Genomic DNA, 24,495 nt, shown 5'->3' with positions numbered 1-24,495 from the left:
TTGTCCATATACGAGTCACGACACGGACATGTGTGTGACACCCTTACCCTTGGTGAGTAGGACAATCGCGAAGGGTCAGTCGAGAGGCAGTGGGATGAGCTCAGCCGGTGATGGCCTGTCTCGTCCGCTTCCCGAGCAGGTGAGGCTCAACGTGGTGGACCTGGCGGCCCAGCTGCTCGGCGCCATGCCGCCCACGTCCGTGCCGGCGCCGCTGCGCGGCATCGCGAAGTTCGACCCCCGTAAACGCGCCAAGCTGGGCGGCGCGCCCATCGCCGCCCAGCTGGAGAACGACAAGACCTTCCGCGAGGCCGTCGCCGAGTCGATCGAGAAGGGCTGGCCCGAGCTGGTCGCCTCGCTGGCCGAGGGGCACGTGCCGCCCGCCGCCGACCCCGTGCTGGTCGCGGCCGCTGCGTACCTGACCAGGCCGCCCGGCTGGGCGGACATGGTGGAGATGGCCAGGGCCGACCTGGAGCAGTCGGCTGTCGCCGCCGAGGGATCGGCGCAGGAGGCGACCGTCACCCGGCTGCGCGAGCAGCTGGCCACCCAGAAGACCGCCGCCAAGGAGGAGTCCGAACGGCTGCGCGAGCAGCTCAAGGCGGCCAGGGCCGAGAACTCCGACCTGCGCCGCAAGCTCCACGACGCCAGGGAGCGGCTCAAGACCGCCGAGCAGCGGGCCGCCGAGCTGGCCCAGACCGCCGAGGATGCCAGGGTGGCGGCGTCCACGGCCGGCAGCGCGGGGGAGGCCGAGCTCCGGCGGACGCGCGAGCGCCTGGTCGACGTCGAGCGGCAGCTCGAGGCCTCGCGCAGGGCGGCCCGTGAGGGCCGCAGCATCGAGGACACCAGGATCAGGGTGCTGCTGGACGCGCTCCAGGACGCCTCCGCCGGGCTGCGCAGGGAGCTCGCCCTGCCCACGACGATCAGCAGGCCCGCCGACTCGGTCGCGGCCGTCGCCCCCGGCGCGCCCACCGTGCGGGGAGTGCCCGCCAGGGCGCTGGCCGACGACGATCCGCAGCTGCTCGACCAGTTGCTCGCGCTGCCCCAGGTGCACCTGATCATCGACGGCTACAACGTCACCAAGACCGGGTACGGCACGCTCACCCTCGCCGACCAGCGCAACCGGCTGATGACGGGCCTCGGCGGCCTGGTCGCGCAGACCAGGGTCGAGGTCACGGTCGTCTTCGACGGCGCGGAGCTCAACGCGCCCGTGCAGGTCGTCGCGCCGCGCGGGGTCCGGGTGATGTTCAGCGCGCCCGGCGAGATCGCCGACGATCTGATCCGCCAGCTGGTGCGGGCCGAACCGCAGGGCAGGGCGATCGCGGTGGTCTCCTCCGACCGCGAGGTGGCCGAGTCGGTGCGCAGGATGGGGGCGCGCCCCGTGCAGTCGGCGCTGCTCCTGCGCCGTCTTGGCCGAGCCTAGGTCACAAATTGGGTGACTTTTTGAGCTGCTAGGCACCGCTTCTGTACTATTTCGCCCCAGGCGTGATCACTGGGAGGCGTGTCGTCGTGAGGTTTGGCCGGGTGCCGGTGGCTGTGGGTCTCGCGCTCGGAGCGCTTTTCCTGCCCTTGGACGGCGCGCTCGCCGATCCCCGCCCCTCGATCTCTCAGGCCAAGGCCAAGCTCGAGAAGCTCAACGACAAGGCCGACAAGGTCGTCGACAGGTACAACACGGCCACCGAGAAGTACAAGAAGGCCAAGAAGACCTACGACGGGCTCAACACCAGGTACAAGAGCAAGCTGGCCAGGGTGGCGGGCCTGCGTGCCGAGGTCGTCGGCATGGCGGTCAACGCCTACCAGGGCGTCGACGCCACCACCTGGTCCTCGCTGATGGGTGACGCCGACCCCACGGCGACCCTCGGCAGCATGGCGCTGATGGGCCAGATGACGGCCGAGCGGGCGCAGACCCTCGCCGCCTTCGACGAGGAGAACCGGCAGCTCAAGGCCGACAAGGAGGAGGCGCAGGGCGCGCTCACCGAGGCCGACAAGCTGCGCGACGACGTCAAGTCGGAGCGGGACAAGATCCTCGAGCTGGTCGAGCAGCAGAAGAAGCTGCTGCGCAGGCTCGGCGCCTACCGGGTGGGCAACCCCAACAGCACCGGCCTCAAGTACACCGGCTCGGCCTCCGGCAACGCCGCCGCCGTGCTGAGCTTCGCCTACGCGCAGATCGGCAAGCCGTACCAGTACGGCGGGACGGGCCCGGGCGGCTGGGACTGCTCGGGACTGACCCAGGCCTCGTGGCGGGCCGCCGGCGTGTCGCTGCCGCGCACCACCTGGGAGCAGTGGGCCTGGGGTGCCAAGCGCAGGGTCTCTCTCGACAAGCTGCAGCCCGGCGACCTCATCTTCAGCTCAGGGCTCGGGCACGTGAGCATCTACGCCGGCGGCGGCAAGATCGTGCACGCCCCCCAGACGGGTGACGTGGTGAAGGTCGCCAGCCTGTCCTCCTACGGCGGGCGGCTGGTCGGCGCCATCCGGCCGTAGCTCTCGCTCATCTCGCGCAGCACCCGCAGGTAGGCGCTCACCGCGGGCGGGCGGCCCGGCGCCGGCAGGACGGCGGCGCTGATCCGCCTGGCGGGCAGTCGCGGCGCGGGCTCGACCAGCCGGATGCCGGAGCGCACGGCCATGCCCGCGATCGACGGGTGGAGCATCACGCCCACGCCCGCCGCCACCAGGCCCTGGCGGCCGTTCCAGTCGTCGCACAGGTGGGCGATCCTCGGCGCGCGTCCCATCGCGGCCCGCAACTGCGCGACGGGGGCCAGGCCGTCGGGGTGCGTGCCGTCGATCCAGGGCTCGGCGGCGAGGTCGGCCAGCCGTACCCGCTCTCCGGCCGCCAGCGGATGCCCGGCCGGCAGGGCGACCAGCAGCTCGTCGTCGAACAGGTCGAGCACTTCCAGCTCCGGGTCGGGGACGGGATCCCACGAGGTCAGCAGGGCGACGTCGGTGGCGCCCTCCACCAGGCCGGCGGTGACGGGGCACGCGACGTCAGGGCCGCCGACCTTGAGGGAGAGCTCGACGCCCGGGTGGTCGGCGGCGAAGCGGCGGAAGCTCTCGGGCACGAACCTGGTGGCCGCGCTCGGGAAGGCGGTGACCCTGACCCGGCCGGTGTCCGCCGTGGCGAAGGCGCGCAGCCTGGTCTCGAACAGGCTCATGCCGTCGAGCACGGCCATGGCCTGCTCGATCGCCGCCCGGCCCGCCTCCGTCGGCTGGACGCCCCTCGGGCGGCGGTGGAAGAGCGTGACGCCGGTGTGGCGTTCGAGCATGGCGATCTGCCGCGAGACGGCGGGCTGCGTCATGGAGAGCACCTCGGCCGCTCCGGAGAACGAGCCGCGCCGTCCGACCTCCACCAGGACGCGTAGCGACCACCCATCAAGCATGCGCCGAGTGTATGTCGCAGGGATTAAGCCTTAATTCTCCTTATACCGGGAGTGTGAGGAAAGTAACGGATGCGATCTGACAGGTCGCCACAGAAGCAACTGTGAGCAGGGTCACATTCGGATAACGAAACCCGGTGTAGAGCAGCGACTCCTCTTCTGACAAGAACCAGTCGGTGATCTTGACAGCTTTGCCCGGCCTTTGCCTGGCCTTGGGGCGCCGGGTACGTTCTCGCATCGCGGCGACCAAGCCATGGCGCCGGAACCGCTCACCGGCCCCCCAACGGCCGGTGCACGCATAAAGATCCGCTGGTCGCCGCGCCGTAACCCCAGACAGGCGTGCGCGGTCGACCCGCCGAGTCCGTGCGGCATGGAGCACGGAGCCGGGGACCCACGTTCCTGGGGTGAATCCGGCCTGCGGGCCGGAAGGGCGACTTCCCCGCCCGAACCCGTCAGCTAACCCGGTAGGCATTGGTGGAAGTCCCAAGGAGACATTCTGTCTACCCCCTCTAGCACAACCCGTCTGTCCTGCCTTGCCCTCAGCGGCGTCGTGGTGGCGATGGGAGGGATCGTCCTCCACGCACCCGCGGCGCAGGCGACAGTGACCCCGGCGACAGCGGCCCCCGCGACCACCACCCTGGTGACCCCGGTGACCACCACCCTGGCGACGACGACGACCGTGAAGACGGCGCCGGCCGTACAGGCGGGCGCGGCGTCAACGGCCGCGGCGACACGGCAGGCCAAGGCGGCTCGACAGCGGCTGAAGGCGGCCAAGGCCGTCGCCACCGCCAAGAAGCAGATCGGCGACCCCTACCGCTTCGGCGGCACAGGACCCGGCGCCTTCGACTGCTCGGGACTGGTCCAGTACTCCTGGGCCAAGGCCGGCATCAAGATCCCCCGCGTCACGTACAGCCAGTACGCGCGCATCAGGAAGAAGGTCAGGTGGAGCGATCTCAAGCCTGGTGACCTGATGTTCTTCCGCGGGAAGGGTCACGTCGGCATGTACGTCGGCAAGGGCCGGATGGTCCACTCGCCGAGCACGGGCAAGACCGTGCGGATCGAGAAGCTCGGCGGCTGGCGCAAGGCGTCCTTCGCCGGCGCGGTCCGCCCCGGCGCGTAACCCCCGGCCGCCGGACGCCCGAAGCCCCGGCGCGTAGCCCCCGGCCGCCGGACAGGCCTAAGCCCCGTCCATCCCCCTCGGACGGGGCTTCGGCCTGTCCGGGCTAGCATCACAGCCGTGGTGACCCGCAGAACCCTGCTGGCGGCCGCGCTGGCCGGACCGGCGATCTGCACGGTGGCCGGGTCCGCGGGACGCCGCCTGCCGCCCGAGGCCCGCGCGCTCGGCGAGTCAGGCGTCGTCGTCGCCTACGGCGCGCGCTCGCTCGTCGTCGGGCACCACACCGCCGCCGCCCTCCTGCGCGACCTGGCCACGCGGGCCGACGCGGCGGCCCTCACCGTCTCGGCGGTCCTGCGGCGCGCCGTACGGCCACGGGTCGTGGTGCCCAGGACCACCGCGGAGGCGGCCGCCCTCGCGGGCACGGGCCCCGTCGACGGGCTGGCCGCGCTGGCCTCGGCGGAACAGGTGATCGTCCTGCCCGGCGCCTTCGCGCGCCTCACACCCGTGGGCCGCGACGTCGTCCTCACCCACGAGCTGACCCACGTGGCCGCCGGAACGGAAGGGCGGCCCGTGTGGCTGCGGGAAGGGTTCGCCGACTACGTCGGCTACCTGCGCTCGGGACTCGCGACGCGGGTGGCGGCGGCGGAACTGGCGGCCGAGGCACGCGCGGGACGGCTGCCCGGCGCGCTGCCCGCCGACGCCGCCTTCGCGCCGGGCACGCCCCGGCTCGCGCAGGTCTACCAGGAGTCATGGCTGGCCTGCCGCCTGATCGCCGCCAGGTACGGCGAGCGGGCGCTGGCCGACCTCTACCAGCGGGCCGCCGGAATGCGGCTCGGCCAGGCGCTCGAGCCGCTGGGCCTGTCGGTCCGCGCGCTCGTCGCGCACTGGCGGGAGTATGTCCGCAACGAGCTGACAGGCGCGGAGGGAGACGGATGAGGCGGCTGGACCGGCAGGCGGGCATCGCGTTGACGGTGCTCGGGGTGGCCATCCTGGTGGTCGTGGTGCTCACCACGCCGTGGGACGTCATGGCGGGGGCGCCCACGGTGCCGCCCGACCCCGCACAGGACTTCACCTCCGCCCAGATCGCCCGCTCCCGCGCCTTCGACGCGGCCACGAGCGTGCCCTCCTACCTGTCGCTCGGCCTGACCGTCGTGTTCGCCGGCCTGCTCGTGGCCACCCCCCTCGGCGCGCGGCTGCTGCGCGGGCTGAGGGGGCCGTGGTGGCTGCGGGTCGTCCTCGGCGTCGTCGTGCTGACCGCCGTCGTCGAGGTGCTGCGCTGGCCGCTGGGCATGTGGTTCGAGACCGAGCTGCGCGCCTTCGGGCTGTCCACCCAGAACTGGTGGAGCTGGACGGGCGACCGGCTCAAGTCCATCGGCGTGCGGGTCGCGCTGCTGTCGGTCATGGTGCTCGCGATCGTCGGCCTGGCCAGGCGCTTCAGGCGGTGGTGGGTGCCCGTGGCGGCCGGCGCGTTCGTGCTGACGGTGGGCGCCTCCTTCGTCTACCCCGTCGTGTTCGAGCCGATCTTCAACGACTTCGCCCCGATGCCCGCGGGAGAGCTGCGTACCGACCTGCTCGATCTGGCCAGGCGGGCCGACGTGCCGGTCGAGGACGTGCTCGTCGCCGACGCCTCCCGCCGGACCACCGCGCTCAACGCCTACGTCTCCGGGTTCGGCGCCACGCGCAGGATCGTCGTCTACGACACGCTGCTGAAGGCGCCGGACAAGGAGGTGGAGCTGATCATCGCGCACGAGCTGGGGCACGCCACGTACGACGACGTGCTCCACGGCACGCTCGTGGGCGGGCTCGGCGCGGCCTTCGGGGCGGTGCTGCTGTTCTGCGTGGCCCCGCTGTGGCGCCGGCCGTTGTCGGACCCGCTGGCGGTGGGGGCCGTCATGGGGTTCCTGTCGCTGGTGACGGTGTTGTCGGGGCCCGCGCAGAACCTCGTCAGCCGTCACGTCGAGGCGAGGGCCGACCTGCACGCGCTGGACCTGACCCGGGACCCGGGGACGTTCATCGCGATGCAAAAACGGCTTGCTGTTACCAACATTTCGGACTTGTCGCCTGATGCTGTGGAATATGTGCTCTATGCCTCGCATCCGACCGCGCCGCAGCGCATCTCCATGGCCCGCTCATGGGAGCTCATGAACGCCCCGTGAGCAGGGCGCTTCTCATGACCTCCGCCCCTGCCGCGCCCCGGCCCCGCCCCGCCTCCCGGCGGACGCGCCGTGCCGGCCGGCCGGATGTGGGCGGGGTGGCGGCGTGACCAGGGTGCTCATCGTCACCAACGACTTCCCGCCCAGGCCGGGCGGTATCCAGTCGTTCGTCCACGGGCTGGCCCTGCGCACCCCCTCCGTGATCGTCCATGCCTCGCGGTGGCGCGGCTGGGAGGAGTTCGACGGGCGCCAGCCGTACCCGGTCGTCCGGCATCCCACCTCCCTCATGCTGCCCACGGCCGCGGTGGCGCGCGCGGCGGCCAGGCTGGTGACCGCGCACGGCGTCGACACCGTCGTCTTCGGCGCGGCCGCCCCGCTCGGCCTTCTCGCCCCCCGCCTGCGCGCCGCGGGGGCGCGCAGGATCGTCATGCTCACCCACGGGCACGAGTCCTCGCCGCTGTTCCGCCCCCTCATGCGGCGGATCGGCGCCCACGCGGACGTGGTCACCTACCTCGGGTCCTACACCCACGCCCGGCTCGTCGGGGTGGTGCCCGCCGCCAAGCTCGTCCGGCTCACGCCGGGCGTCGACCCGGCGCTCTTCCACCCGTCGGTGGAGGCGGCGGCGCTGCGCCGGTCACTCGGGCTCGACGGCAGGCCCGTCGCGGTCTGCGTGTCCAGGCTCGTGCCGCGCAAGGGACAGGACACGCTGATCACGGCATGGCCGCTGGTGCTGCGGGCGGTCCCGTCGGCGGTGCTGCTCGTCGTGGGCGGCGGGCCGTACCACCGGCGGCTGGCCCGCATGGCGGCACCCCTCGGCGGGTCCGTACGGTTCACCGGCGTCGTGCCCCCCGCCGAGCTGCCCTCGTACTACGCGGTGGGCGACGTGTTCGCCATGCCGTGCAGGACCCGGCTGGGCGGGATCGACGTCGAGGGGCTGGGGATCGTGTTCCTCGAGGCGTCGGCGACCGGCCTGCCGGTGGTGGCGGGCGCCTCCGGCGGAGCCCCCGACGCCGTACGGCACGGCGAGACGGGGTTGGTGGTGGACGGCAGGTCGGTGGACGAGGTGGCGGGCGCGCTGATCGACCTGCTGGGCGATCCCGGAAGGGCGCGCAAGATGGGGGAGCGGGGCAGGGAGTGGGTGTCGGGCGAGTGGGACTGGGAGCACGTCGCCGCCCGTTTCCACACCCTCCTGTGACACGGGCCTGTGACGTGTGCCCCGGGCGGGGGTCAGGCCGAGGGGGCGGGATGGACGCCGGTCTGGCGGGACGGGTCGATGGAGTCGGCCAGGCGGTGCAGGCCGAGCGCGAGCGTGTGACGCAGCCCGCCGTCCCGGCCGGCCCGCCACGGTCGTAAGGCGGCCAGGCGCTCCGCCGCGGCGACGCGGTCCCGGTGCGCCGACCGGGTGTACAGGTAGCTCAGCTGGTCGTTCATCGAGCGTCCTCCGTTTTCACTGCCGCCGGCCGGTCGATCCGGTCGTTCATCGTGCGCCCGCGGCTCTGACGATCGCGATGTCGCCGCTCAGCGTGCGTGCCCGCACCTCGACCTTGTCGACGCCCTCGGCGGGCTGCTCCGACTGCCGCAGCTCGGACCGGACGCGCCCGGACAGCGACGACACCTCGAGCCAGGCGGCCGACCCCTCGGCGATCGCGATCCTGATGTCTCCCGAGGCGCTCTCGGCGCCGACCCTGCCGCGCGCGACGCTCTCCACGACCAGGTCGCCGGAGGCCGAGCGGCTGCCGACGTCGCCGCCCGCATGGCCGATGACGGTGTCACCGGAGGCGGTGACGACGGAGATCCCGCCGCCGACGGTGCCGAGCCGCACGTTGCCTGAGGTGGCGTCGACGATCGCGTCGCTTTCGATGACGTCACATCTGACGTCGCCGGAGGCGCTTTTGACGCCGAGTTCGACCGCGTGCGCCACCGTGACGTCACCGGAGGCGCAGTCGACAGCCACTTCCCGCAGTTCGCCCGTGGCGATGACGTCGGCGGAGGCGGTCGTGGCGCGCAGGTTGGAGCGTGAGGGCAGCGCGATGGAGACGTGGAGTGCGGGCGCCCTCCTGAACCGCTGCCGGTCGGGGGCCTTGACGGTGATCACCCCGTCGGCGTGCTCGACGACGACGTCCTGCGCGTACTCGATGTCGGTGGGGCTGCCGGGGTCGGCCGGCCGTATCTCGACGTGGGTGTCGTCGCGGTCGCTCGCGCTGATCCTGATCTGGCCGGCCGGGATGTCGACGTGGGCGGTGACGGGCTCGGGTGTGGAGAAGACGGGCATGACGGAACTCCAAACGTGTGAGAGAAGGACGGCGGTCAGCTCACCCAGCCGCTGATGCGGCGGCCGATCGTGGGGGGCGGCGTGCCGGGCGCGGGCTCGGCGACGGCGCCGGACAGCGCCCTGACCAGCCAGGCGTTGACCGAGACGCCCGAGGCGGCGGCGGCCCGTTCGATGCGGGCCTTCAGCGCCTCCGGCAGCCGGAGCGTCATCCGGGCGGTGCCCTGGTCGGCTTCGCCGGGCGGCGTCGGCGGCTCGGCGGCCTCCGGCGGGAACCCCGGAGCGGCCGGGAAGGGCGGCAGCGGGGCAGCCCCCGGGGCGGGCGGGAAGGGCGGCTGCGGAGCGGCGGGCGTGCCCGCGTGCCAGGCGGGCGGCACGGTGACCACGAACTCCGGCTGCCTGCCGCGGATGCGCACGTCGACGACGCCGGGCTCGATCTCCCGCGTCAGCTCGTCGGCGGCCTCGGAGAGCACCTCGATGAGCGTGAGCCGCAGAGAAGAGTCGAGCAGCCCGGTGAGCCGGTCGGCCATCGCCCGCGCCTCTGGCCCCGCGGCGTCGGCCGCGTCGCCGAACTCGCGGCGCAGGTTCTCGATGTAGTGCGTCAGATCCATGACGTCATCATGGCATCACCATGACGTCAACACAAGAGGGGGTGACGTCAGTGGGCGCGGCCGTCCTCGTCGAGGTAGTCGCGCCACGACCGCTTCGGCCTCCAGCCGAGCATCCTGACCGCCTTCTCGCACGAGATCGCCGAGGCGTCCACCCGGTCGTGCGGGCGCACCTCGACCGCGTCGCCGTACAGCCGGGCGGCCAGCGCGCGCAGGTCGTGGCCGCCGGCGTTGTCGGGGGAGGCGATGTAGAAGATCTCGTGCCCCGGCAGCGAGCACTCCACGGCCAGCACGATCGCGTCGGCCAGGTCGTGGACGTCGACGTAGCCGCCCAGGCTGACGCCGGCCGCCGCGGCGTCCCTGACGACGGGGCCGAGATTGCGCTCGTAGTTGCCCTCGTGCTGCACCCAGCTCGGCCTGATCGGGACGCAGCGCAGGTCGCAGCGGCGCACCGCGGCGTCCATGAGCTGCTCGCCGAAGTGCTTGGCCAGCGCGTAGGGGTCCTGCGGGCGGGCGGGATGCTCCTCGTCGACGGGGACGTAGTCGGGCAGGAAGGGCCGGTCGGGGAAGAAGAAGCCCGGCACGGTCTCGCTGGAGATGTTCACGAACCGTCCGGCGCCGCAGGCGATCGCCGCCTCCAGCACGTTGAACAGCGCCATGAGGTTGTTGTGGAAGACCACGTGCGGCGGGTTGGACAGCGGATCGGGGATGGCGGCGGCGTGCACGACCGCCTCGACGCCCCTGACGGCGGCGAACGCCTGGCCGGCGTCGGTGAGGTCGGCCTGCTGGTAGGCGGGCGCACCGGGCTCGGCGCGCTCGTGGACGGGACGGGTGAGGTCGATCGCCGTCACCTCGTGTCCGGCCGCCTGGAGGGCGCGCACGGTGGCGCGCCCCACCTTGCCGTGGGCTCCTGTGACTGCGACGCGCACGTCGTTCCTTTCGTACGGCCCGGCCGGGCGGGCGGCGCGCCTCCCCCTGGGAAAGACGGGGGGAGGAGGCGCGTCAGCCCTTCGTGGAGCCGAGCGTGAGCCCGGAGATGAACTGCTTGTGCGCCAGCTGGAAGACGATCAGCGTCGGCAGCGCCACCAGCAGCGACCCGGCCGCCAGCAGGTTGTAGTCGGTGAAGAACTGCCCGCGCAGGTTGTTCAGCGCCGACGTCACCGGCAGCTTGTCGCCCGACGACATCAGCACCAGCGCCCACAGGAAGTCGTTGTACATCCACGTGAACTCCAGCGTGGCCAGCGCCGCCAGCGCGGGACGGCACAGCGGCAACGTCAGCTGCCAGTAGCGCCGCCACACGCTCGCCCCGTCCACCAGCGCCGCCTCGGAGATCTCCTCGGGGATCGTCCGCATGAAGTTGGCCAGCACGAACACGCAGAAACCGAACTGGAAGGCCACGTGGACGAGGATCAGCCCGAGGTAGGAGTCGTACAGCGACAGCGAGTCCGACAGCCACCACGGCAGCGGGACCAGCGTGTACAGCGTGTACAGCGGCGTGATCAGCACCTGCGGCGGCAGCAGGTTGCCCGCCGTGAACACCACCAGCAGCACCTTGCGCCCCGGGATGCGCAGCCGGGCGATCACGAAGGCGGCGAAGGAGGCCAGCAGCAGGGTGAGGATCACGCCGGGCACGACGACGATGAGCGTGTTGAGGTAGTACTTGGGCAGCTCGGCCTGGGCCCAGGCCTGGGTGTAGTAGTCGAGGGTGAGCGTGCGGGGCAGCGAGAAGTAGCCCAGCTCGGCCGTCTCCTCGTACGGCCGCAGCGAGGCGTAGACGGCCAGCAGCAGCGGCAGCAGCCAGCCCAGCGACACGACCACGAGGAAGGCGTGCAGCACCACGCGCGACGGCCGGAAGGGGCGTCTGGCCGGCGGCCGGGCCGGCTGGACGGCGGTGGGGCGGGAGGCGGTCAGCGTCACCTGCGGTCCTCCTTGAACATCTGCGTCAGGTAGGTGACGATGAACCCCATCGAGATCACCAGCAGGATCACCGCGATCGCCGAGCCGAACCCGATCCTGCTCGCCTCGCCCACGATGTTCTCGGTGACCAGCACCGACAGCAGTTCGAGCCCGTTCCTGCCCTTGTTGATGGCGTAGACGATGTCGAAGGCGCGCAGCGCCTCGATGACCGTGATCACCAGCACGATGATGTTGATCGGCCGCAGGGTGGGGAAGACCACGCGGAAGAACGACTGCGCCTCGTTGGCCCCGTCGATCGCCGCGGCCTCCTTCAGCGCGGGGTCGACCGCCTTCAGCCCGGCCAGGTAGATGATCATCACGTAGCCGACGTGCCGCCAGGCGGCGGCCACCATGACGACCCAGATGTTGATGTCGCTGTCGCCGAGCCAGTCGGTGGTGAGCCCGGTCACCGCGTTCAGCACGCCGTAGTCGGAGGAGTAGACGAGCTGGGCGATGAAGCCGACGACGGCGAGGGACAGGACGACGGGCAGGTAGAGCGCGCTCTGGTAGGCCCGCGACAGCCGCAGCCGCCGGTCGAGCAGCACCGCGCAGAACAGCCCGAAGGGGGTGGCGACCAGGCCGAGGAAGCCCAGCCACAGCACGTTGTTGCGGACCGCGGACCAGAACGGCGGGTACTCGCCCGCCAGGTCTCCGTAGTTGCGCGTCCCGATCCAGCGCAGCTCGGAGATGCCGTTCCAGTCGGTGCCCGACAGCGCGATCGAGGCCAGCGTGGGTCCCCAGATGAGAGCCACGTTGACCAGGACGGCCGTCCCGAGCCCCAGGCTCAGGACAGCGAGGTCCCTGGGGGAGTATCGGCGGGTCATCAACGGAAGATGTTGAGCTTCTGCGCCTCGATGTCCTTCAGCAAGGAGTCGATGTCGTCGGGTTTGCCGACGAACCGTTGCAGCGCCGGGATCATCACGGTCGAGGCGAAGTCGGGCCGGGTGTCGCGGTCGAGGAACTGGGCGATGTGCTTGGCCTGCGAGACCAGCTCGGCACCCCGTTTCTGCAGCGCGCTGTAGCCGCCGGTGTCGGCCTTGGAGCTGGCCGCCAGTGTGCCGGGGTCGAGCTTGGTGGCCGCGTTCTGCGAGGTGGCCTGCGCGAAGTGCTTGAGCAGCGTCTTGGCGCCGTCCACGTTCTTGGCCTTGGCCGAGATCATGTAGCCGTCGATCGGCGCGTCGATGGAGTCGGTGCCGAACTGCGGGTTGATCTCGGGGAAGGTGAAGAAGTCGATGTCGTCGCGGTCGGCCTCGGGGAACTGCTGGGCGACGAACATGCCCAGCAGGTACATGCCGGTCTTCTTCTGGGCGAGCGACTGCCCGGCCTCCTGCCAGGTACGGCCCAGCGCCGCGGGCTGGTGGAACTCCATCAGGCCCCGCCAGGTGTCGAAGACCTGCCTGACCTTCGGGTCGGTCCACGTCTCCTTGCCGGCCATCAGGGAGATGTGGAAGTCGTAGCCGTTGGTCCGCATGTTGAGGATGTCGAAGGTGCCCATCGCGGGCCAGCCGTCCTTGTCGGCGAAGGCGATGGGGATGAGCCCGTCGGCCTTCATCTTCCTGGCCAGCGCGGTTAACTCGTCCAGCGTCTTGGGTGGCTGGTAGCCCTTCTCCTCCCACAGGCTCTTGCGGTAGAAGACCGCCCACGGGTAGTAGGTGAACGGGACGAAGTACTGCTTGCCGTCCGAGCCTGTCGAGGCCGCCTTGAAGGCGGGGGTGTAGTCGGCGCCGATCTCCTGCCACACGTCGGAGATGTCGGTGGCCAGCCCCTGCTCGGCGAAGAACTGCATGCGGTAGCCCGCGAACCACGTGAACACGTCGTCGGGCGTGCCCTTGAGGTAGCGGTTGATGTTCTCCTGGAAGGTGTTGTGGTCGACCGTGTTGATTCTGACGTCGGCCTGCGTGAAGGCCTTGATCACGGTTTCCAGTGACTTCTTGGGGATTTCGTCGGAGGCGTTGGAGCCGATGGTGACGGTGCCGCGCGCCGCCGAACCGCTCGCGCCGGGGGCGCGCTGATCGCTGGGGTTTCCACCGCATCCCGCGAGGATCGCGGGGACTCCGAAGGCCGCTGCGCCGAGCAGCAGGTTCCGGCGGGTGATCGGCAGACGTTGGGTCATGGTGAGTTCCTCCTTGGCCGACCCTCAGATTCCCCCGATATTCCGCAAATTCCCACAGAATCAGCACGAATGTCAACGTAGGTTTCCTAACGATCGGAGGGCTTCCCAGAGGCGACTTCCGCGCCTATAGTTGATGTCAACTAGTTGATGTCAACTATGGAGATGTGCGTGGAGAACCGGCGCAAGGTGTCCAACCCGCTCGCCCTGGCGGTGCTGGCGTTCCTGCTGATGGAGCCGATGCATCCGTACGAACTCGGGCGGCGGCTGCAGGAGACCCACAAGGACCGCAGCTTCAAGTACAACAGGGGCTCGCTCTACATGGTGGTCAAGCAGCTGGCGAAGGCGGGTCTCATCGTCGAGCGGGAGACCGTGCGCGACACCGAACGCCCCGAGCGCACGCTCTACGCGCTCACCGACCCCGGCCGGCGCGAGCTCTACGACTGGCTGCGTGAGCTGGTCGCCCAGCCGGCGGAGGAGTACCCGCACTTCGGGGTCGCGCTCTCCCTGCTGAGCGTCCTCGATCCGGCCGAGGCGGCCGGCCTGCTGCGCCGGCGCGCCACCGCGATCGAGGCGCAGGCCGGCGAGATCCGCGAGAGCGTGCGCGCCGCCACCGAGAGCGGCGTCGCGTGGGTGTTCCTCGTCGAGGAGGACTACCGGCTCGCCGTGATCGAGGCCGAGCTCCGCTTCGTCGACCGGCTCGTCGAGGCGCTCCAGCAACCCGACTACGTCACCACCTGGCACACGATCTTCGGGAGTCATCATGGCAGCGGTTAGCACGGCACTGGTGATCGGCGGCGGCATCGCGGGCCCCGTGACCGCGATGGCACTGCGCCGCGCGGGCATCGAGGCGACCGTCCACGAGGCCTACGCGGGCACCGCGGACGGCATCGGCGGCACGCTCACCATCGCGCCGAACGGGCTGGACGCCTTACGGGCCGTCGGCGCGGACACGCCGGTCAAGGCCACCGGGCAGCCCGTGAAGGACACGGTGATCACCGACGGCGCGGGCAGGCTCATCGGCGAGTTCCGTGGCCTGGCCGACCTCGAGCCCGGCCAGGCGATGTGGCGCGGCGACCTGTACCGGGCGGTGCACGCCCACGCCGTCGCCTCCGGCGTCCCCTTCGCCTACGGCAGGCGCCTGGTCGGCGCCGACGAGAGCGCCACGGGCGTCACCGCGCACTTCGCCGACGGAACGAGCGCGAGCGCCGACATCCTCGTCGGCGCGGACGGCATCCGCTCCGTCGTCCGCACGCTCATCGACCCCGCCGCGCCCGAGCCGCGCCACGTCCCCCTGCTGAACTTCGGCGGCCTGGCCGACGTCGCGCCACCGGCCCGGCCCGACGCCGCGTACTTCGTCTTCGGCGGGCGCGGCTTCCTCGGCTACTGGGTCCAGCCCGACGGCAGGACCGCCTGGTTCGCCAACGTCCCCCACGACAGGCCGATGACCACCGCCCAGGCGCGGGCCGTGCCCGCGGACGAGTGGCTGCGCCGGCTGCGCGAGATCTACGCGGGCGACGTGCCCGGCCCGGAGCTGCTGCGGCACACCAGGCCCGAGGACCTGGTCACGCTGGGCACGGTCGAGATCATGCCGAGCGTGCCGCGCTGGCACAGCGACAGGATGGTGCTGGTCGGCGACTCCGTCCACGCGCCGTCGCCCAGCTCGGGACAGGGCGCGTCACTGGCGGCGGAGAGCGCGGTCGAGCTCGCCCGCTGCCTGCGCGACCTGCCCGACCCCGCCCGCGCCTTCGCGGCCTACGAACGGCTGCGCCGCGAGCGCGTCGAGAAGGTCGCCAGGCGGGCCGCCAGGACCAACAACAGCAAGGCGCTCGGGCCGTTCGCCATCACGATGATGAGGCTGATGATGCCGCTGGCGACGCGGACGTTCCTGAAGCCGGAGCGGACGCTCGGCGTCGAGCAACGCCACCACGTCGAGTGGGACGCCCCCGTCGGCGCCCCCTCGGCCACCTCGGCGCGATGAGCCCCCGTCGCTAGGCGTACAGGCCGTCGATCTCGGCGGCGAAGTCCTTCATCACCAGGTTCCGCTTGACCTTGAGCGTCGGCGTCAGGTGCCCGCTCTCCTCGGTCAGGTCCGCGTCCAGGATGACGAACTTCTTGATCTGCTCCGCCCGCGACACGCTTCTGTTGGCCGCGTCGACCGCCGACTGCACCTCCGCCAGCACCGCGGCGTCCTGCCCGGCCTGCCCGGCCGGCAGCCCGCGCTGCGCCAGCGCCTCGGGGTCGAGCGTGACGAGGGCGGCGGCGAACGGCCTGCCGTCGCCGACGACCATCGCCTGGGAGATCAGCGGGTGCGACCTGATGGCGTCCTCGAGCGGCGCGGGCGCGATGTTCTTGCCCGCGGCCGTGACCAGGATCTCTTTCTTGCGCCCGGTGATGCGTAGGTACCCGTCGCCGTCGAGCTCGCCGACGTCGCCGGTGTGGTACCAGCCGTCGGCGTCGACCGCCGCCGCGGTGGCCTCGTCGTTGTTCCAGTAGCCGTGGAAGACGTGGCGGCCCTTGGTGAGGATCTCGCCGTCCTCGTCGATCCTGACACTGGCGCCCGGGATCGGCTTGCCCACAGTGCCGATCTTGTTGGCGCCGGGCATGTTGACCGAGACGGGCGCGGTCGTCTCGGTCAGGCCGTACCCCTCGAAGACCTCGATGCCGACACCGGTGAAGAAGTGACCGAGCCGCTCGCCGAGCGCGCCGCCGCCGGAGACGGCCGCCGACAGCCGGCCGCCCGTGGCCTGGCGGAGCTTGCCGTACACCAGCCTGTCGAACAGCAGGTGCCGCAGGCGCAGGCCGAGCGGCGCGCCGCCGGCGGACCGGGCCTTGCTGTAGGCGATGGCGACGTCGGCGGCGCGGGCGAAGATCCTGCCCTTGCCGCTCGCGATGGCCTTCTGCTCGGCGCCGTTGTAGACCTTCTCGAACACCCTGGGCACGCCGAGCAGGAACGTCGGCTGGAAGGCCGCCAGGTCGGGCGCGACGTTCTTCATGTTCGGCGTGTGGGCCAGCACGGTGCCGGTCTCGACGAGCACGATCTGGATCACCCTGGCGAACACGTGCGCCAGCGGCAGGAACAGCAGCGCCGCCCGGCCCGGCACGTCGAAGAGCGGCTCCAGCGGCCCCCTGGCCACGTTGATCGAGGTGAACAGCAGGTTGTCGTGGGTGAGCCGGCAGCCCTTCGGCCTGCCCGTGGTGCCGGAGGTGTAGATGATCGTCGCCAGGTCGCCGCCCCGCCGGGAGGTACGGCGCGCCTCCAGCTCCTCGTCGGAGACGCCGGGACCGGTCAGGTCGCCGATCTCCGTCACCCGCCAGATGTTCTCCAGCGCCGGCTGGGCCGCCTTGACCGTCTCCTCGTGGGCGTCGAGCTCGACGAAGGCGGCCTTGGCGCCGCTGTCGGACAGGATCCACGCGACCTGGTCGGTGGCGGAGGTCTCGTACACGGGCACGCTGACCGCGCCGGCCGCCCAGATGGCGTAGTCGATGACGGTCCACTCGTACCGGGTGCGCGACATCAGCGCGATGCGGTCGCCGGGCTCGACGCCCGCGGCGATGAGGCCCTTGGCCAGCGCGGCGACCTCGTCACGGAACTCGCCCGCGGTGACGGCCGGCCAGCTCTCGCCGGCCTTCCTGCGCATCACGACCGCCCCAGGCTCCTGCTCGCCGCGCCTGAAGACCGTGTCGGTGCAGTTGGCGGTTAGCGGAACATCCACCAGGACGGGGACGCTGTACTCGCGCACGGATCACTCCTCCGGGTGCACGCTTCTGGGACGACCGAGGACGCTACCGCGTTAAGTTACGCGTGGGTAGCCTCGTCACATAGGCGTTATCAAGGGCGTTCATCACGCTAGCAGCCGTTGGGCGCAGTGCCGCACCAGCCGCGAAGGGGCGCCACTAGGGTGTCCCGTATGCGGGTGCATGTCGTGAGCGATGTCCACGGAAGCGTCGACGCGCTGGCCCGCGCGGGCGACGGCGCCGACGCCCTGATCTGCCTGGGCGACCTGATCCTCTTCATCGACTACGCCGACCACGCCCAGGGCATCTTCCCCGAGCTGTTCGGCGCGGAGATGGCCGCCGAGTTCATCGCGCTGCGCACCGCCAAGCGGTTCGACGAGGCCAGGCAGCTGTCAGGACGGCTGTGGGCGAGCCTCGACGGCGATCCGCGCGATCACATCGAGCGGATCGTCAGGGACCAGTACGCGCGGCTGTTCGCGGCCATGCCGACGCCGGCCTACCTGACCTACGGCAACGTCGACCTGCCCCGGCTGTGGGGCGACTACCTCAGGCCGGGGCTGACCGTGCTCGACGGGCAGACCGTGGAGATCGGCGGGCTCACGTTCGGCTTCGTCGGGGGAGGGCTGCGCACGCCCTACCGCACGCCGTACGAGATCAGCGACGAGGAGTTCGCCGCCAAGGTGGCCGCGGTCGGCGAGGTGGACGTCCTGTGCTGCCACATCCCGCCCGCGGTGCCCGAGCTGCTCTACGACGTGGTGGCCAGGCGCTACGAGAGGGGCAGCGAGGCGACGCTGGAGGCGATCAGGCGCACCCAGCCGCGCTACGCGCTGTTCGGGCACGTGCACCAGCCGCTCTACGCGCGCACCAGGATCGGCAGGACCGAATGCGTGAACGTCGGCCACTTCCGTGGAAACGGCGTCCCTTACGTCCTCGAATGGTGACCTGACCGGTACCTTGGTCGCATGGCTGACCGCACCACGTCGAGCATCACCATCGACGCCGACCGCTCCAGCGTGATGACCGTCGTCGCCGACTTCCCCGCCTACCCCGAATGGGCGGGTCAGGTGAAGTCGGCCGAGGTCCTGACCACGGACGGCGACGGACGCCCGCAGACCGTGCGCTTCGTGCTCGACGCGGGGGTGATCAGCGACACCTACACCCTCGGCTACGAGTGGAACGACGACGACAGCGTCAGCTGGCGGGTCGTCGAGTCCGGCACGATGGTGCGCGAGCTGAGGGGGAGTTACACCCTCGCCGATCGGGGCAGTGGCACCGAGGTGACCTACGATCTCGCGGTCGACCTGAAGGTCCCGATGATCGGCATGATCAAGCGCAAGGCGGAGAAGGTCATCGTCGACACGGCGCTCAAGGGTCTGAAGAGGCGTGTCGAGGGCCGATGAGAGTCCTGCTCTTCACCGGTAAGGGCGGCGTCGGCAAGACGACGGTGGCCGCGGCCACCGCGACGCTCGCCGCGCGGCGCGGGCTGAAGACCCTGGTCGTCTCCACCGACACCGCCCACTCGCTGGCCGACGCGCTCGCCGTCACCGTGGCCGACCAGCCGGTGGAGATCGAGCCCGGCCTGCACCTCCACCAGGTCGACACCCAGAAGTCGCTCGAACGCCACTGGGGAGAGCTGCAGGACTACGCCAGGGGCCTGTTCACCGAGCTCGGCCTCGACGAGATCACCGCCGAGGAGATCACCGTCCTGCCGGGCGCCGAGGAGGTCATCGCGCTGCTCGAGCTGCGCGAGCAGGCCCGGTCGGGACGCTGGGACGTCATCGTCGTCGACTGCGCGCCGACCGCCGAGACGCTGCGCCTGCTGTCCCTGCCCGAGGCGCTCGACTGGCACGTCTCGCGGCTGCTGCCCGTCGGACGCAGGCTGATGAAGGTCGTCGCGCCGTTCGTGCGCGGTCTCGCCCACGTCAGCACCCCCGGCGACGAGGTCGTCGGCGCGGCCGAGCGCCTGCACCGCAGCCTCATGGACGTGCGCGGGCTGCTCACCGGCCCCTCCGCCTCCGTCCGCCTCGTGCTGACGCCCGAGTCGGTGGTGCTGGCCGAGGCCAGGCGCACCCTCACCTCGCTCAACCTGTACGGCTACCGCGTCGACGCGGTGATCGCCAACCGCGTCTTCCCCGCCGAGGACGCCGACGAGTGGCGCACCCAGTGGGTGATCGCCCAGTCGAAGCTCCTGGCGGAGGCCGAGGAGTCGTTCGCCCCGCTGCCCGTCCACGTCGTCCCCTACCTGCCGGGCGAGCCCGTCGGCGCCGACGCGCTGGCCGAGGTGGGCGCGTCCGTTTACGCCGGCAGCGATCCGTTCGCCGATCCCGGCGTCGAGCCGCCGCTCGCCTTCGACGGCGACGAGCTGTCCCTCGCCCTGCCGGGAGCCGACAGGAGCGAGATCGACCTGGCCCGCAAGGGCGACGAGCTGATCGTCACGGCCGGGCCGTACCGGAGGATCCTGGCGCTGCCCGCCGCGCTGGCGCGCAGGAAGATCGGCGGCGCCGTGCTCCGCGACGGCCGCCTGCGGGTACGGTTCCTGGCAGGAGGGCGAGATGACTGAGAGCAACGACAGAGATCCCATCGGCACGGTCGCCGAGGAAGCGCGCAAGCTGTTCGACGCGCTGCAGGGGAGAGCCACCCGCCAGGTCGGCAAGACGGTGATCAACTCGTTCACCGGCGGCGGCAGCCGGGACAGGGACGTGTGGGGTGAGGCGGTCGCCGAACACCCCGAGGGCGAGTACATCTGCCGCGCGTGCCCGTTCTGCCGGGCCATCGCCGCGCAGCGGGAGTCGGGGTCGGACGTGACAGGGCATCTGATGGCCGCCGGTGGCGAGCTGTTCGCCGCCTTCCGCCAGGCCGTCGACGCGCTGAGCCGTCCGAGCACCGCCCGCAGGCCCCGTGAGGAGCGACGCGACGACGTGGAGCACATCGACCTGGGCTGAGGAGCTCCGGAGGAAAGGTTGGGACGGACATGCTGACGATCGGCGTGGACATCGGCGGGACGAAGGTCGCCGCGGGCGTGGTGGACGAGAACGGCACCATCATCGACAACGCCTTGCGGCCCACCGCGGCAGACCGGCCCGACCTGCTCGCCGTGACAGTCGCCGACGTGGTCAAGGAGCTGTCGAAGGGCAAGGAGATCGAGGCGGTCGGCGTGGGCGCGGCGGGCTTCGTCGACGAGACCCGCTCCATCGTCCGCTTCGCGCCGAACCTGGCCTGGCGCGAGGAGCCGCTCCAGAAGAAGATCACCGAGCTCGTCGGCCTGCCCGTCGTCGTGGAGAACGACGCCAACGCCATGGCGTGGGGCGAGGCCCGCTTCGGCGCGGGCAGGGGCGAGAGCCACATCGTGTGCGTCACCGTCGGCACCGGCATCGGCGGCGGCATCGTCATCGACGGCCAGCTCTACCGCGGCCGGTGGGGCATGGGCGCCGAGCTCGGCCACATGCAGGTGGTGCCCGAGGGCAGGCTCTGCGGGTGCGGCAACCTCGGCTGCTGGGAGCAGTACGCCAGCGGCAACGCGCTCGTCCGCGAGACCCGCGAGATCGTCGCCAACCAGCCGGAGCGGGCCTCGATCCTGCTCGGCATGGTAGGCGACACGATCGAGGGCGAGGAGATCACCGAGGCCGCCCGGCAGGGTGACGAGGCCTCGCTGGCCGCCTTCGCCAGCATGGCCGACTGGCTGGCGCAGGGCATGGCCGACCTCGCGGCCGTGCTCGACCCCGGGCTCTTCATCGTCGGCGGCGGCGTGTCGCGGGCGGCCGACCTGTTCATCGACAGGACACGCGAGACGTTCGCCCGCGCGCTGACCGGCAGGGGCCACCGGCCGGTCGCCGAGATCAAGCTCGCCCGGCTCGGCGCGTCGGCCGGGCTCGTGGGCGCTGCGGATCTGGCCCGCAGGAGGTAAATTCACGGGGTGACCATCACGGTCGGCACCTACAACGTGCGCGGCATGAAGGATGACGTCGCCGCGCTTGCCAGGGTCATCAAGGCGATGAGTCCTGACGTGCTGTGCGTGCAGGAGGCGCCGCGGCTGCTGTGCTGGCGGCGCCGGCGCGCGGAACTGGCCGAGTCGGCGGGGTTGCGCGTCGCCGCGGGCGGCAGGCTCGGCGGGGTGGCCATCCTCACCGCTCCCGGGGTACGGCTGCTGCACACCGAGAGCCACGTGTTAAAGATCTTCTTAGGCTTGGAGATCAGAGCCGTCGCCATCGCCGTCGTCGAGGTGGAGGGCGCGCGCTTCGCCGTCGGCTCGATCCACCTCGACCTCGACGAGGCGGCCAGGCTCCACCACGCCACGGAGGCCGTCACCATGATCGAGCAGGTCGCGGCCAGGTTCGGCGCCGCGATCGTCCTCGCGGGCGACATCAACGAGCAGGACGACAAGGCCACCTGGCGCTACATCGCGGCCAGGCTGAGCGACTGCTATCCGAGGGCGCCGCGAGGTAATGGTTTCACCTTCACGGCCAGGCGCCCCGGCAAGCGCATCGACGCGATCTTCGCCGCTCAGGGCCTCGAGGTCGCCTGGTGCGGTGGCGTCGACGCCGATCCCGGCGACCTCATGGCGGCCACCGACCATCTGCCAGTGGCCGCCAGGCTTGTGCGGACCTAGGCCGCGACGCGGCGCCGCTGGCCGTACCATTTGCTCATGACCCGTCGCCTTCGGCGGCGTGCGCTGTTCCTGTGCGTGGCAACCATCGTCTCCGGACTGCCCGTCGTGGGCGCCGCGCACGCCGAGCCCGCCAGCACGCCGATCGAGGCGTGGCAGCGCTCGACGAGCGTGCACCTGCGGGCCGACAGCACGCTGACCGACGTGGACGCGGTCTCCGCGACCGAGGTGTGGGCGGTCGGCCAGCAGCAGATCTGGGACGTGTGGGAGAACCGCGGCTCCATCAGCCGGTGGAACGGCAAGACGTGGAGCGAGGTGCCCATCCGCGACACGACGGGCACAGGGCAACTGCGCAGCGTGTCGGCCGTCTCCGCGGGCCAGGTCTGGACGGTGGGCGACGGCCACGACGGCCTGCCGTACCTGGGCAGGGGTGACGCCGGCGGCTTCGACAGGGTCAGGGTGCCCGGCGTGCGGGCGGGCGACTGGTTCGGCGGCATCGACGCCCGCGCCGGCCGGGTCGTCGCCGCGGGCAGCCGCGACGGCAAGGCGCTGCTGCTGACCGGGCAGGACGGCAGGTGGACGCTGCACCAGAGCGAGGAGGACGGCACCCTCTACGCGGTCGCCGGCACCTTCGCCGTCGGCGACACCGGCAAGGCGCCGCTGATCATGCGCTACGCCGAGGGCAAGTGGACCCGGATGCCGCTGCCCTCCGTCCCCGGCGGCTACCTGCGCGACGTCTACGTCGACAGCGCCAAGCGGGCGGTGGCGGTGGGCGGCGTCTACGGTGAGCTGGGCGTGTCCGAGCCGCTCGCGCTGGTCTGGAACGGCAAGCGCTGGAGCCGCGCCGACCTGCCGGAGTCACGCGCCAGGCTGTACGGCGTCACCGGGGACGGCAAGGGCCGTTTCTGGGTCTCCGGCTACGACCCCGACCACGACGACGAGGCGTACCTGCTGCGCAGGGAGAAGAAGCGGTGGGAGGTCATCCGCGGCGGCCCCGAGAAGGTCAGGGGCAGCGTCAGGCTGCAGGCGGTGACCTACCTGCCGGGCAAGGGCGCGGTCTGGGCCGTCGGCCACGTCGTCGACGCGGCCGAACGCTACACCGACATCGTGGAGTCCTTCGCGCGCTCGGCGGACCGCTGACCGCGACCGCCGCGGCGCGTGCTCCCGGCGGTCAGACGACCGCGCCGTCGTCCCAGCCGGAGTCGTTGGGCGGGCCGTCACCCATGCGCACCACGAGCGCCACGAAGCCGCCGATGAAGGCGGCCACCGCGGTGAACAGCGCCCACCCCTGCATGTCCCAGCCGCTCATGGCCGCCACCAGCAGGTAGGCGGGGCCGCCGAACAGGGCCACCCACGCGAGCTTGGTGGCCAGGTCGATCTTGGGCAGCGGAGGGGGCGGCTCGGGCACGAAGTGGCCCTCGTCGTCGTCCTCCTCCAGGGGCGTCTGGTCGTCGTCCGGCTCGGAGGCCTTGATCACCCTGCGGGTGGGCTCGGGCTCGTGATCGGCGGGGGACAGGTTCTCGCTGTCGGGCCACGGCTGCTCGGCCGAGTCCGGCTCGTTGTAGGACGCGACGATCTGACGCCAGACCTCGTCCTCGTCACTCTGCGGCGTCACGTCACATCCTTCACGAAGATCGCACTTGTCCCCCGGTGGCGATCAGTCTCTCTGCAAGGGTACCGAGGCATGTGTCCTGATGAAGTCCAGGCTCCCGGCAAAGATCTTGTCGGCATCGTTGTCGAGGGTCGCAACATGGTAGCTATCGGGGAGCTCCTCCACCGTCACTCCGGCGACCCGCTCGCGCAGGATCGCCACGCTCGTCGGTTTGACCACGTGGTCCTCGGGGCTGTGGAAGACCAGCACCGGCGCCTCGAGCGTCGCCAGGTCGGCCTGCACGAGCGACCACAGCCACGGCAGCGACGCCGCCGCCTTGACCGGTGTGCGCGTGTAGGCCAGCTCGGCCGCTCCCGGCTTCTTGATGTCGCCCGCCACTCCGGGAACCGACGCGATGAACCACTTCAGCAGCGGCGCGAGACGCAGCAGCGGCACGTCGTTGGCGATCGACGGGTTGACCACGATCACGCCCTTGACGCCAGGGCCGTGCACCTCCGCCAGCCTTAACGCCATGCAGCCGCCCAGCGAGAGCCCGGCCACGAACACCTCCGCGCACCTGCCCTGCAGGTCCTCGAAGGCCTTCTCCAGCTCGGCGAACCAGTCCTCCCAGCGGGTGTGGCTCATCTCCTGCCAGGTGGTCCCGTGCCCGGGCAGCCGCGGCAGGGCCACGGTGAGGCCGTGCGCCGCCAGGTACTCGCCCCAGGGCCGCAACGACTGTGGTGTGCCGGTGAAGCCGTGACACAGCAGGACACCCACCTGTCCGGCCTCGTGGTGGTACGGCTCCGCGCCTGGCATGACCGGCATAACCGCTCCTCGCCGGGAAATCATCCCTGCACAATTTCGTCGGTAATTGATCCCCGATTTGCCCGATCGTCGCATGATATGGGGGAGTTGCGCGAGTGGTGGTGTAGGAGCTTGGCCACCGAGATGCGAAGATGATTACCGACTGTTCCGAGGGAGAGGT

26 protein-coding genes and 1 riboswitch are annotated in these 24,495 nt (G+C 71.3%); of the genes, 15 read left to right on the top strand and 11 right to left on the bottom strand.

Going from position 1 to position 24,495, the window contains the following annotated elements:
• Positions 1-94 precede the first annotated feature (94 nt).
• Both ACWEVS_RS22520 and ACWEVS_RS22515 read left to right on the top strand, forming a co-directional pair.
• Positions 95-1,417: an NYN domain-containing protein gene (locus tag ACWEVS_RS22520; protein ID WP_452553116.1), complete on the top strand. Its 1,323-nt coding sequence runs from the start codon at positions 95-97 to the stop codon at positions 1,415-1,417.
• Positions 1,418-1,518: 101 nt separating this feature from the next.
• Complete coding sequence (locus tag ACWEVS_RS22515) at positions 1,519-2,475, top strand: NlpC/P60 family protein (RefSeq protein WP_452412909.1); 957 nt, start codon at positions 1,519-1,521, stop codon at positions 2,473-2,475.
• Here ACWEVS_RS22515 and ACWEVS_RS22510 read toward each other — a convergent pair.
• Entirely contained in the window at positions 2,439-3,368 is a 930-nt protein-coding gene (locus tag ACWEVS_RS22510) for a LysR family transcriptional regulator (RefSeq protein ID WP_452553114.1), read from the bottom strand. The genes ACWEVS_RS22515 and ACWEVS_RS22510 overlap by 37 nt on opposite strands.
• 340 nt (positions 3,369-3,708) lie before the next feature.
• Positions 3,709-3,851: riboswitch (cyclic di-AMP (ydaO/yuaA leader) on the top strand.
• 73 nt (positions 3,852-3,924) lie between these two features.
• On the opposite strand from ACWEVS_RS22510, the gene ACWEVS_RS22505 reads away from it, so the two are divergent.
• The 4 genes from ACWEVS_RS22505 to ACWEVS_RS22490 all read left to right on the top strand — a co-directional run bounded on the left by ACWEVS_RS22505 (position 3,925) and on the right by ACWEVS_RS22490 (position 7,830).
• Positions 3,925-4,485, top strand: a complete 561-nt coding sequence (locus tag ACWEVS_RS22505; protein WP_452553112.1) for a C40 family peptidase — start codon at positions 3,925-3,927, stop codon at positions 4,483-4,485.
• Positions 4,486-4,602: 117 nt separating this feature from the next.
• Positions 4,603-5,418, top strand: coding sequence for a hypothetical protein (locus tag ACWEVS_RS22500; RefSeq protein WP_452553110.1), 816 nt, complete (start codon positions 4,603-4,605; stop codon positions 5,416-5,418).
• Positions 5,415-6,638: a M48 family metallopeptidase gene (locus ACWEVS_RS22495; RefSeq protein ID WP_449921318.1), complete on the top strand. Its 1,224-nt coding sequence runs from the start codon at positions 5,415-5,417 to the stop codon at positions 6,636-6,638. The genes ACWEVS_RS22500 and ACWEVS_RS22495 overlap by 4 nt, the downstream gene beginning before the upstream one ends.
• Positions 6,639-6,741: 103 nt before the next feature.
• A complete protein-coding gene (locus ACWEVS_RS22490; RefSeq protein ID WP_452553108.1) occupies positions 6,742-7,830 on the top strand; it encodes a glycosyltransferase family 4 protein in 1,089 nt (362 codons plus the stop codon).
• 32 nt (positions 7,831-7,862) lie between these two features.
• Here the strand turns inward: ACWEVS_RS22490 and ACWEVS_RS22485 are convergent, their stop codons facing one another.
• From ACWEVS_RS22485 to ACWEVS_RS22455, 7 genes are all read right to left on the bottom strand, one after another.
• Positions 7,863-8,066, bottom strand: a complete 204-nt coding sequence (locus tag ACWEVS_RS22485; protein ID WP_449921316.1) for a hypothetical protein — start codon at positions 8,064-8,066, stop codon at positions 7,863-7,865.
• Positions 8,067-8,112: 46 nt separating this feature from the next.
• Positions 8,113-8,907, bottom strand: coding sequence for a DUF4097 family beta strand repeat-containing protein (locus ACWEVS_RS22480; protein WP_452553106.1), 795 nt, complete (start codon positions 8,905-8,907; stop codon positions 8,113-8,115).
• Between the two features lie 35 nt (positions 8,908-8,942).
• Positions 8,943-9,515, bottom strand: coding sequence for a toxin-antitoxin system HicB family antitoxin (locus tag ACWEVS_RS22475; protein WP_452553105.1), 573 nt, complete (start codon positions 9,513-9,515; stop codon positions 8,943-8,945).
• Positions 9,516-9,562: 47 nt separating this feature from the next.
• Positions 9,563-10,441 carry an NAD-dependent epimerase/dehydratase family protein gene (locus ACWEVS_RS22470; protein WP_452553102.1) on the bottom strand — a complete coding sequence of 293 codons (879 nt, stop codon included), beginning with the start codon at positions 10,439-10,441 and terminating at the stop codon, positions 9,563-9,565.
• Positions 10,442-10,514: 73 nt separating this feature from the next.
• Positions 10,515-11,429, bottom strand: a complete 915-nt coding sequence (locus ACWEVS_RS22465) for a carbohydrate ABC transporter permease (protein WP_452553100.1) — start codon at positions 11,427-11,429, stop codon at positions 10,515-10,517.
• Positions 11,426-12,292, bottom strand: a complete 867-nt coding sequence (locus ACWEVS_RS22460; RefSeq protein ID WP_449921309.1) for a carbohydrate ABC transporter permease — start codon at positions 12,290-12,292, stop codon at positions 11,426-11,428. The genes ACWEVS_RS22465 and ACWEVS_RS22460 overlap by 4 nt, the downstream gene beginning before the upstream one ends.
• Positions 12,292-13,581, bottom strand: coding sequence for an ABC transporter substrate-binding protein (locus ACWEVS_RS22455; protein ID WP_354919369.1), 1,290 nt, complete (start codon positions 13,579-13,581; stop codon positions 12,292-12,294). The genes ACWEVS_RS22460 and ACWEVS_RS22455 overlap by 1 nt, the downstream gene beginning before the upstream one ends.
• Positions 13,582-13,749: 168 nt before the next feature.
• Here ACWEVS_RS22455 and ACWEVS_RS22450 point away from each other — a divergent pair, with 168 nt between their 5' ends.
• Both ACWEVS_RS22450 and ACWEVS_RS22445 read left to right on the top strand, forming a co-directional pair.
• The gene (locus ACWEVS_RS22450; RefSeq protein ID WP_449921307.1) at positions 13,750-14,355 is read left to right on the top strand and encodes a PadR family transcriptional regulator; all 606 of its coding nucleotides are present in this window, start codon (positions 13,750-13,752) and stop codon (positions 14,353-14,355) included.
• Positions 14,342-15,559, top strand: coding sequence for an FAD-dependent oxidoreductase (locus ACWEVS_RS22445; RefSeq protein ID WP_449921304.1), 1,218 nt, complete (start codon positions 14,342-14,344; stop codon positions 15,557-15,559). The genes ACWEVS_RS22450 and ACWEVS_RS22445 overlap by 14 nt, the downstream gene beginning before the upstream one ends.
• A gap of 10 nt (positions 15,560-15,569) precedes the next feature.
• Here the strand turns inward: ACWEVS_RS22445 and ACWEVS_RS22440 are convergent, their stop codons facing one another.
• Positions 15,570-17,321, bottom strand: coding sequence for an AMP-dependent synthetase/ligase (locus tag ACWEVS_RS22440; RefSeq protein ID WP_452553098.1), 1,752 nt, complete (start codon positions 17,319-17,321; stop codon positions 15,570-15,572).
• Positions 17,322-17,489: 168 nt separating this feature from the next.
• Here ACWEVS_RS22440 and ACWEVS_RS22435 point away from each other — a divergent pair, with 168 nt between their 5' ends.
• Genes ACWEVS_RS22435 through ACWEVS_RS22405 form a run of 7 tightly spaced genes read left to right on the top strand, consistent with a single transcriptional unit; the run spans position 17,490 to position 23,059 of the window.
• Entirely contained in the window at positions 17,490-18,257 is a 768-nt protein-coding gene (locus ACWEVS_RS22435; protein ID WP_354919357.1) for a metallophosphoesterase family protein, read from the top strand.
• A 21-nt stretch (positions 18,258-18,278) separates the two neighbouring features.
• On the top strand, positions 18,279-18,716 hold the full coding sequence (locus ACWEVS_RS22430; protein ID WP_354919355.1) for an SRPBCC family protein: 438 nt from the start codon (positions 18,279-18,281) through the stop codon (positions 18,714-18,716).
• Positions 18,713-19,876 (top strand): ArsA family ATPase, encoded by a 1,164-nt coding sequence (locus ACWEVS_RS22425; RefSeq protein ID WP_452553096.1) that lies wholly within the window; start codon positions 18,713-18,715, stop codon positions 19,874-19,876. Before ACWEVS_RS22430 ends, ACWEVS_RS22425 begins: the two co-directional genes overlap by 4 nt.
• Positions 19,869-20,258: a DUF5304 family protein gene (locus tag ACWEVS_RS22420; RefSeq protein ID WP_449921294.1), complete on the top strand. Its 390-nt coding sequence runs from the start codon at positions 19,869-19,871 to the stop codon at positions 20,256-20,258. The genes ACWEVS_RS22425 and ACWEVS_RS22420 overlap by 8 nt, the downstream gene beginning before the upstream one ends.
• A 29-nt stretch (positions 20,259-20,287) precedes the next feature.
• A complete protein-coding gene (locus ACWEVS_RS22415) occupies positions 20,288-21,220 on the top strand; it encodes an ROK family glucokinase (protein WP_449921293.1) in 933 nt (310 codons plus the stop codon).
• 9 nt (positions 21,221-21,229) lie between these two features.
• Positions 21,230-21,922: an endonuclease/exonuclease/phosphatase family protein gene (locus ACWEVS_RS22410; protein ID WP_452412920.1), complete on the top strand. Its 693-nt coding sequence runs from the start codon at positions 21,230-21,232 to the stop codon at positions 21,920-21,922.
• 36 nt (positions 21,923-21,958) lie between these two features.
• Positions 21,959-23,059 (top strand): hypothetical protein, encoded by a 1,101-nt coding sequence (locus ACWEVS_RS22405; RefSeq protein WP_449921289.1) that lies wholly within the window; start codon positions 21,959-21,961, stop codon positions 23,057-23,059.
• Between the two features lie 31 nt (positions 23,060-23,090).
• On the opposite strand, the gene ACWEVS_RS22400 is transcribed toward ACWEVS_RS22405, so the two are convergent.
• Together ACWEVS_RS22400 and ACWEVS_RS22395 are read right to left on the bottom strand one after the other, a co-directional pair.
• Positions 23,091-23,534: a hypothetical protein gene (locus ACWEVS_RS22400; protein ID WP_449921287.1), complete on the bottom strand. Its 444-nt coding sequence runs from the start codon at positions 23,532-23,534 to the stop codon at positions 23,091-23,093.
• 42 nt (positions 23,535-23,576) lie between these two features.
• On the bottom strand, positions 23,577-24,335 hold the full coding sequence (locus ACWEVS_RS22395; RefSeq protein WP_354919334.1) for an alpha/beta hydrolase: 759 nt from the start codon (positions 24,333-24,335) through the stop codon (positions 23,577-23,579).
• Between the last annotated feature and the right edge of the window lie 160 nt (positions 24,336-24,495).

Source organism: Nonomuraea sp. NPDC003754 (assembly GCF_053605785.1).
The sequence above is the reverse complement of the archived record's forward strand: the minus strand, read 5'-3'. Positions and strand labels throughout refer to the sequence as shown.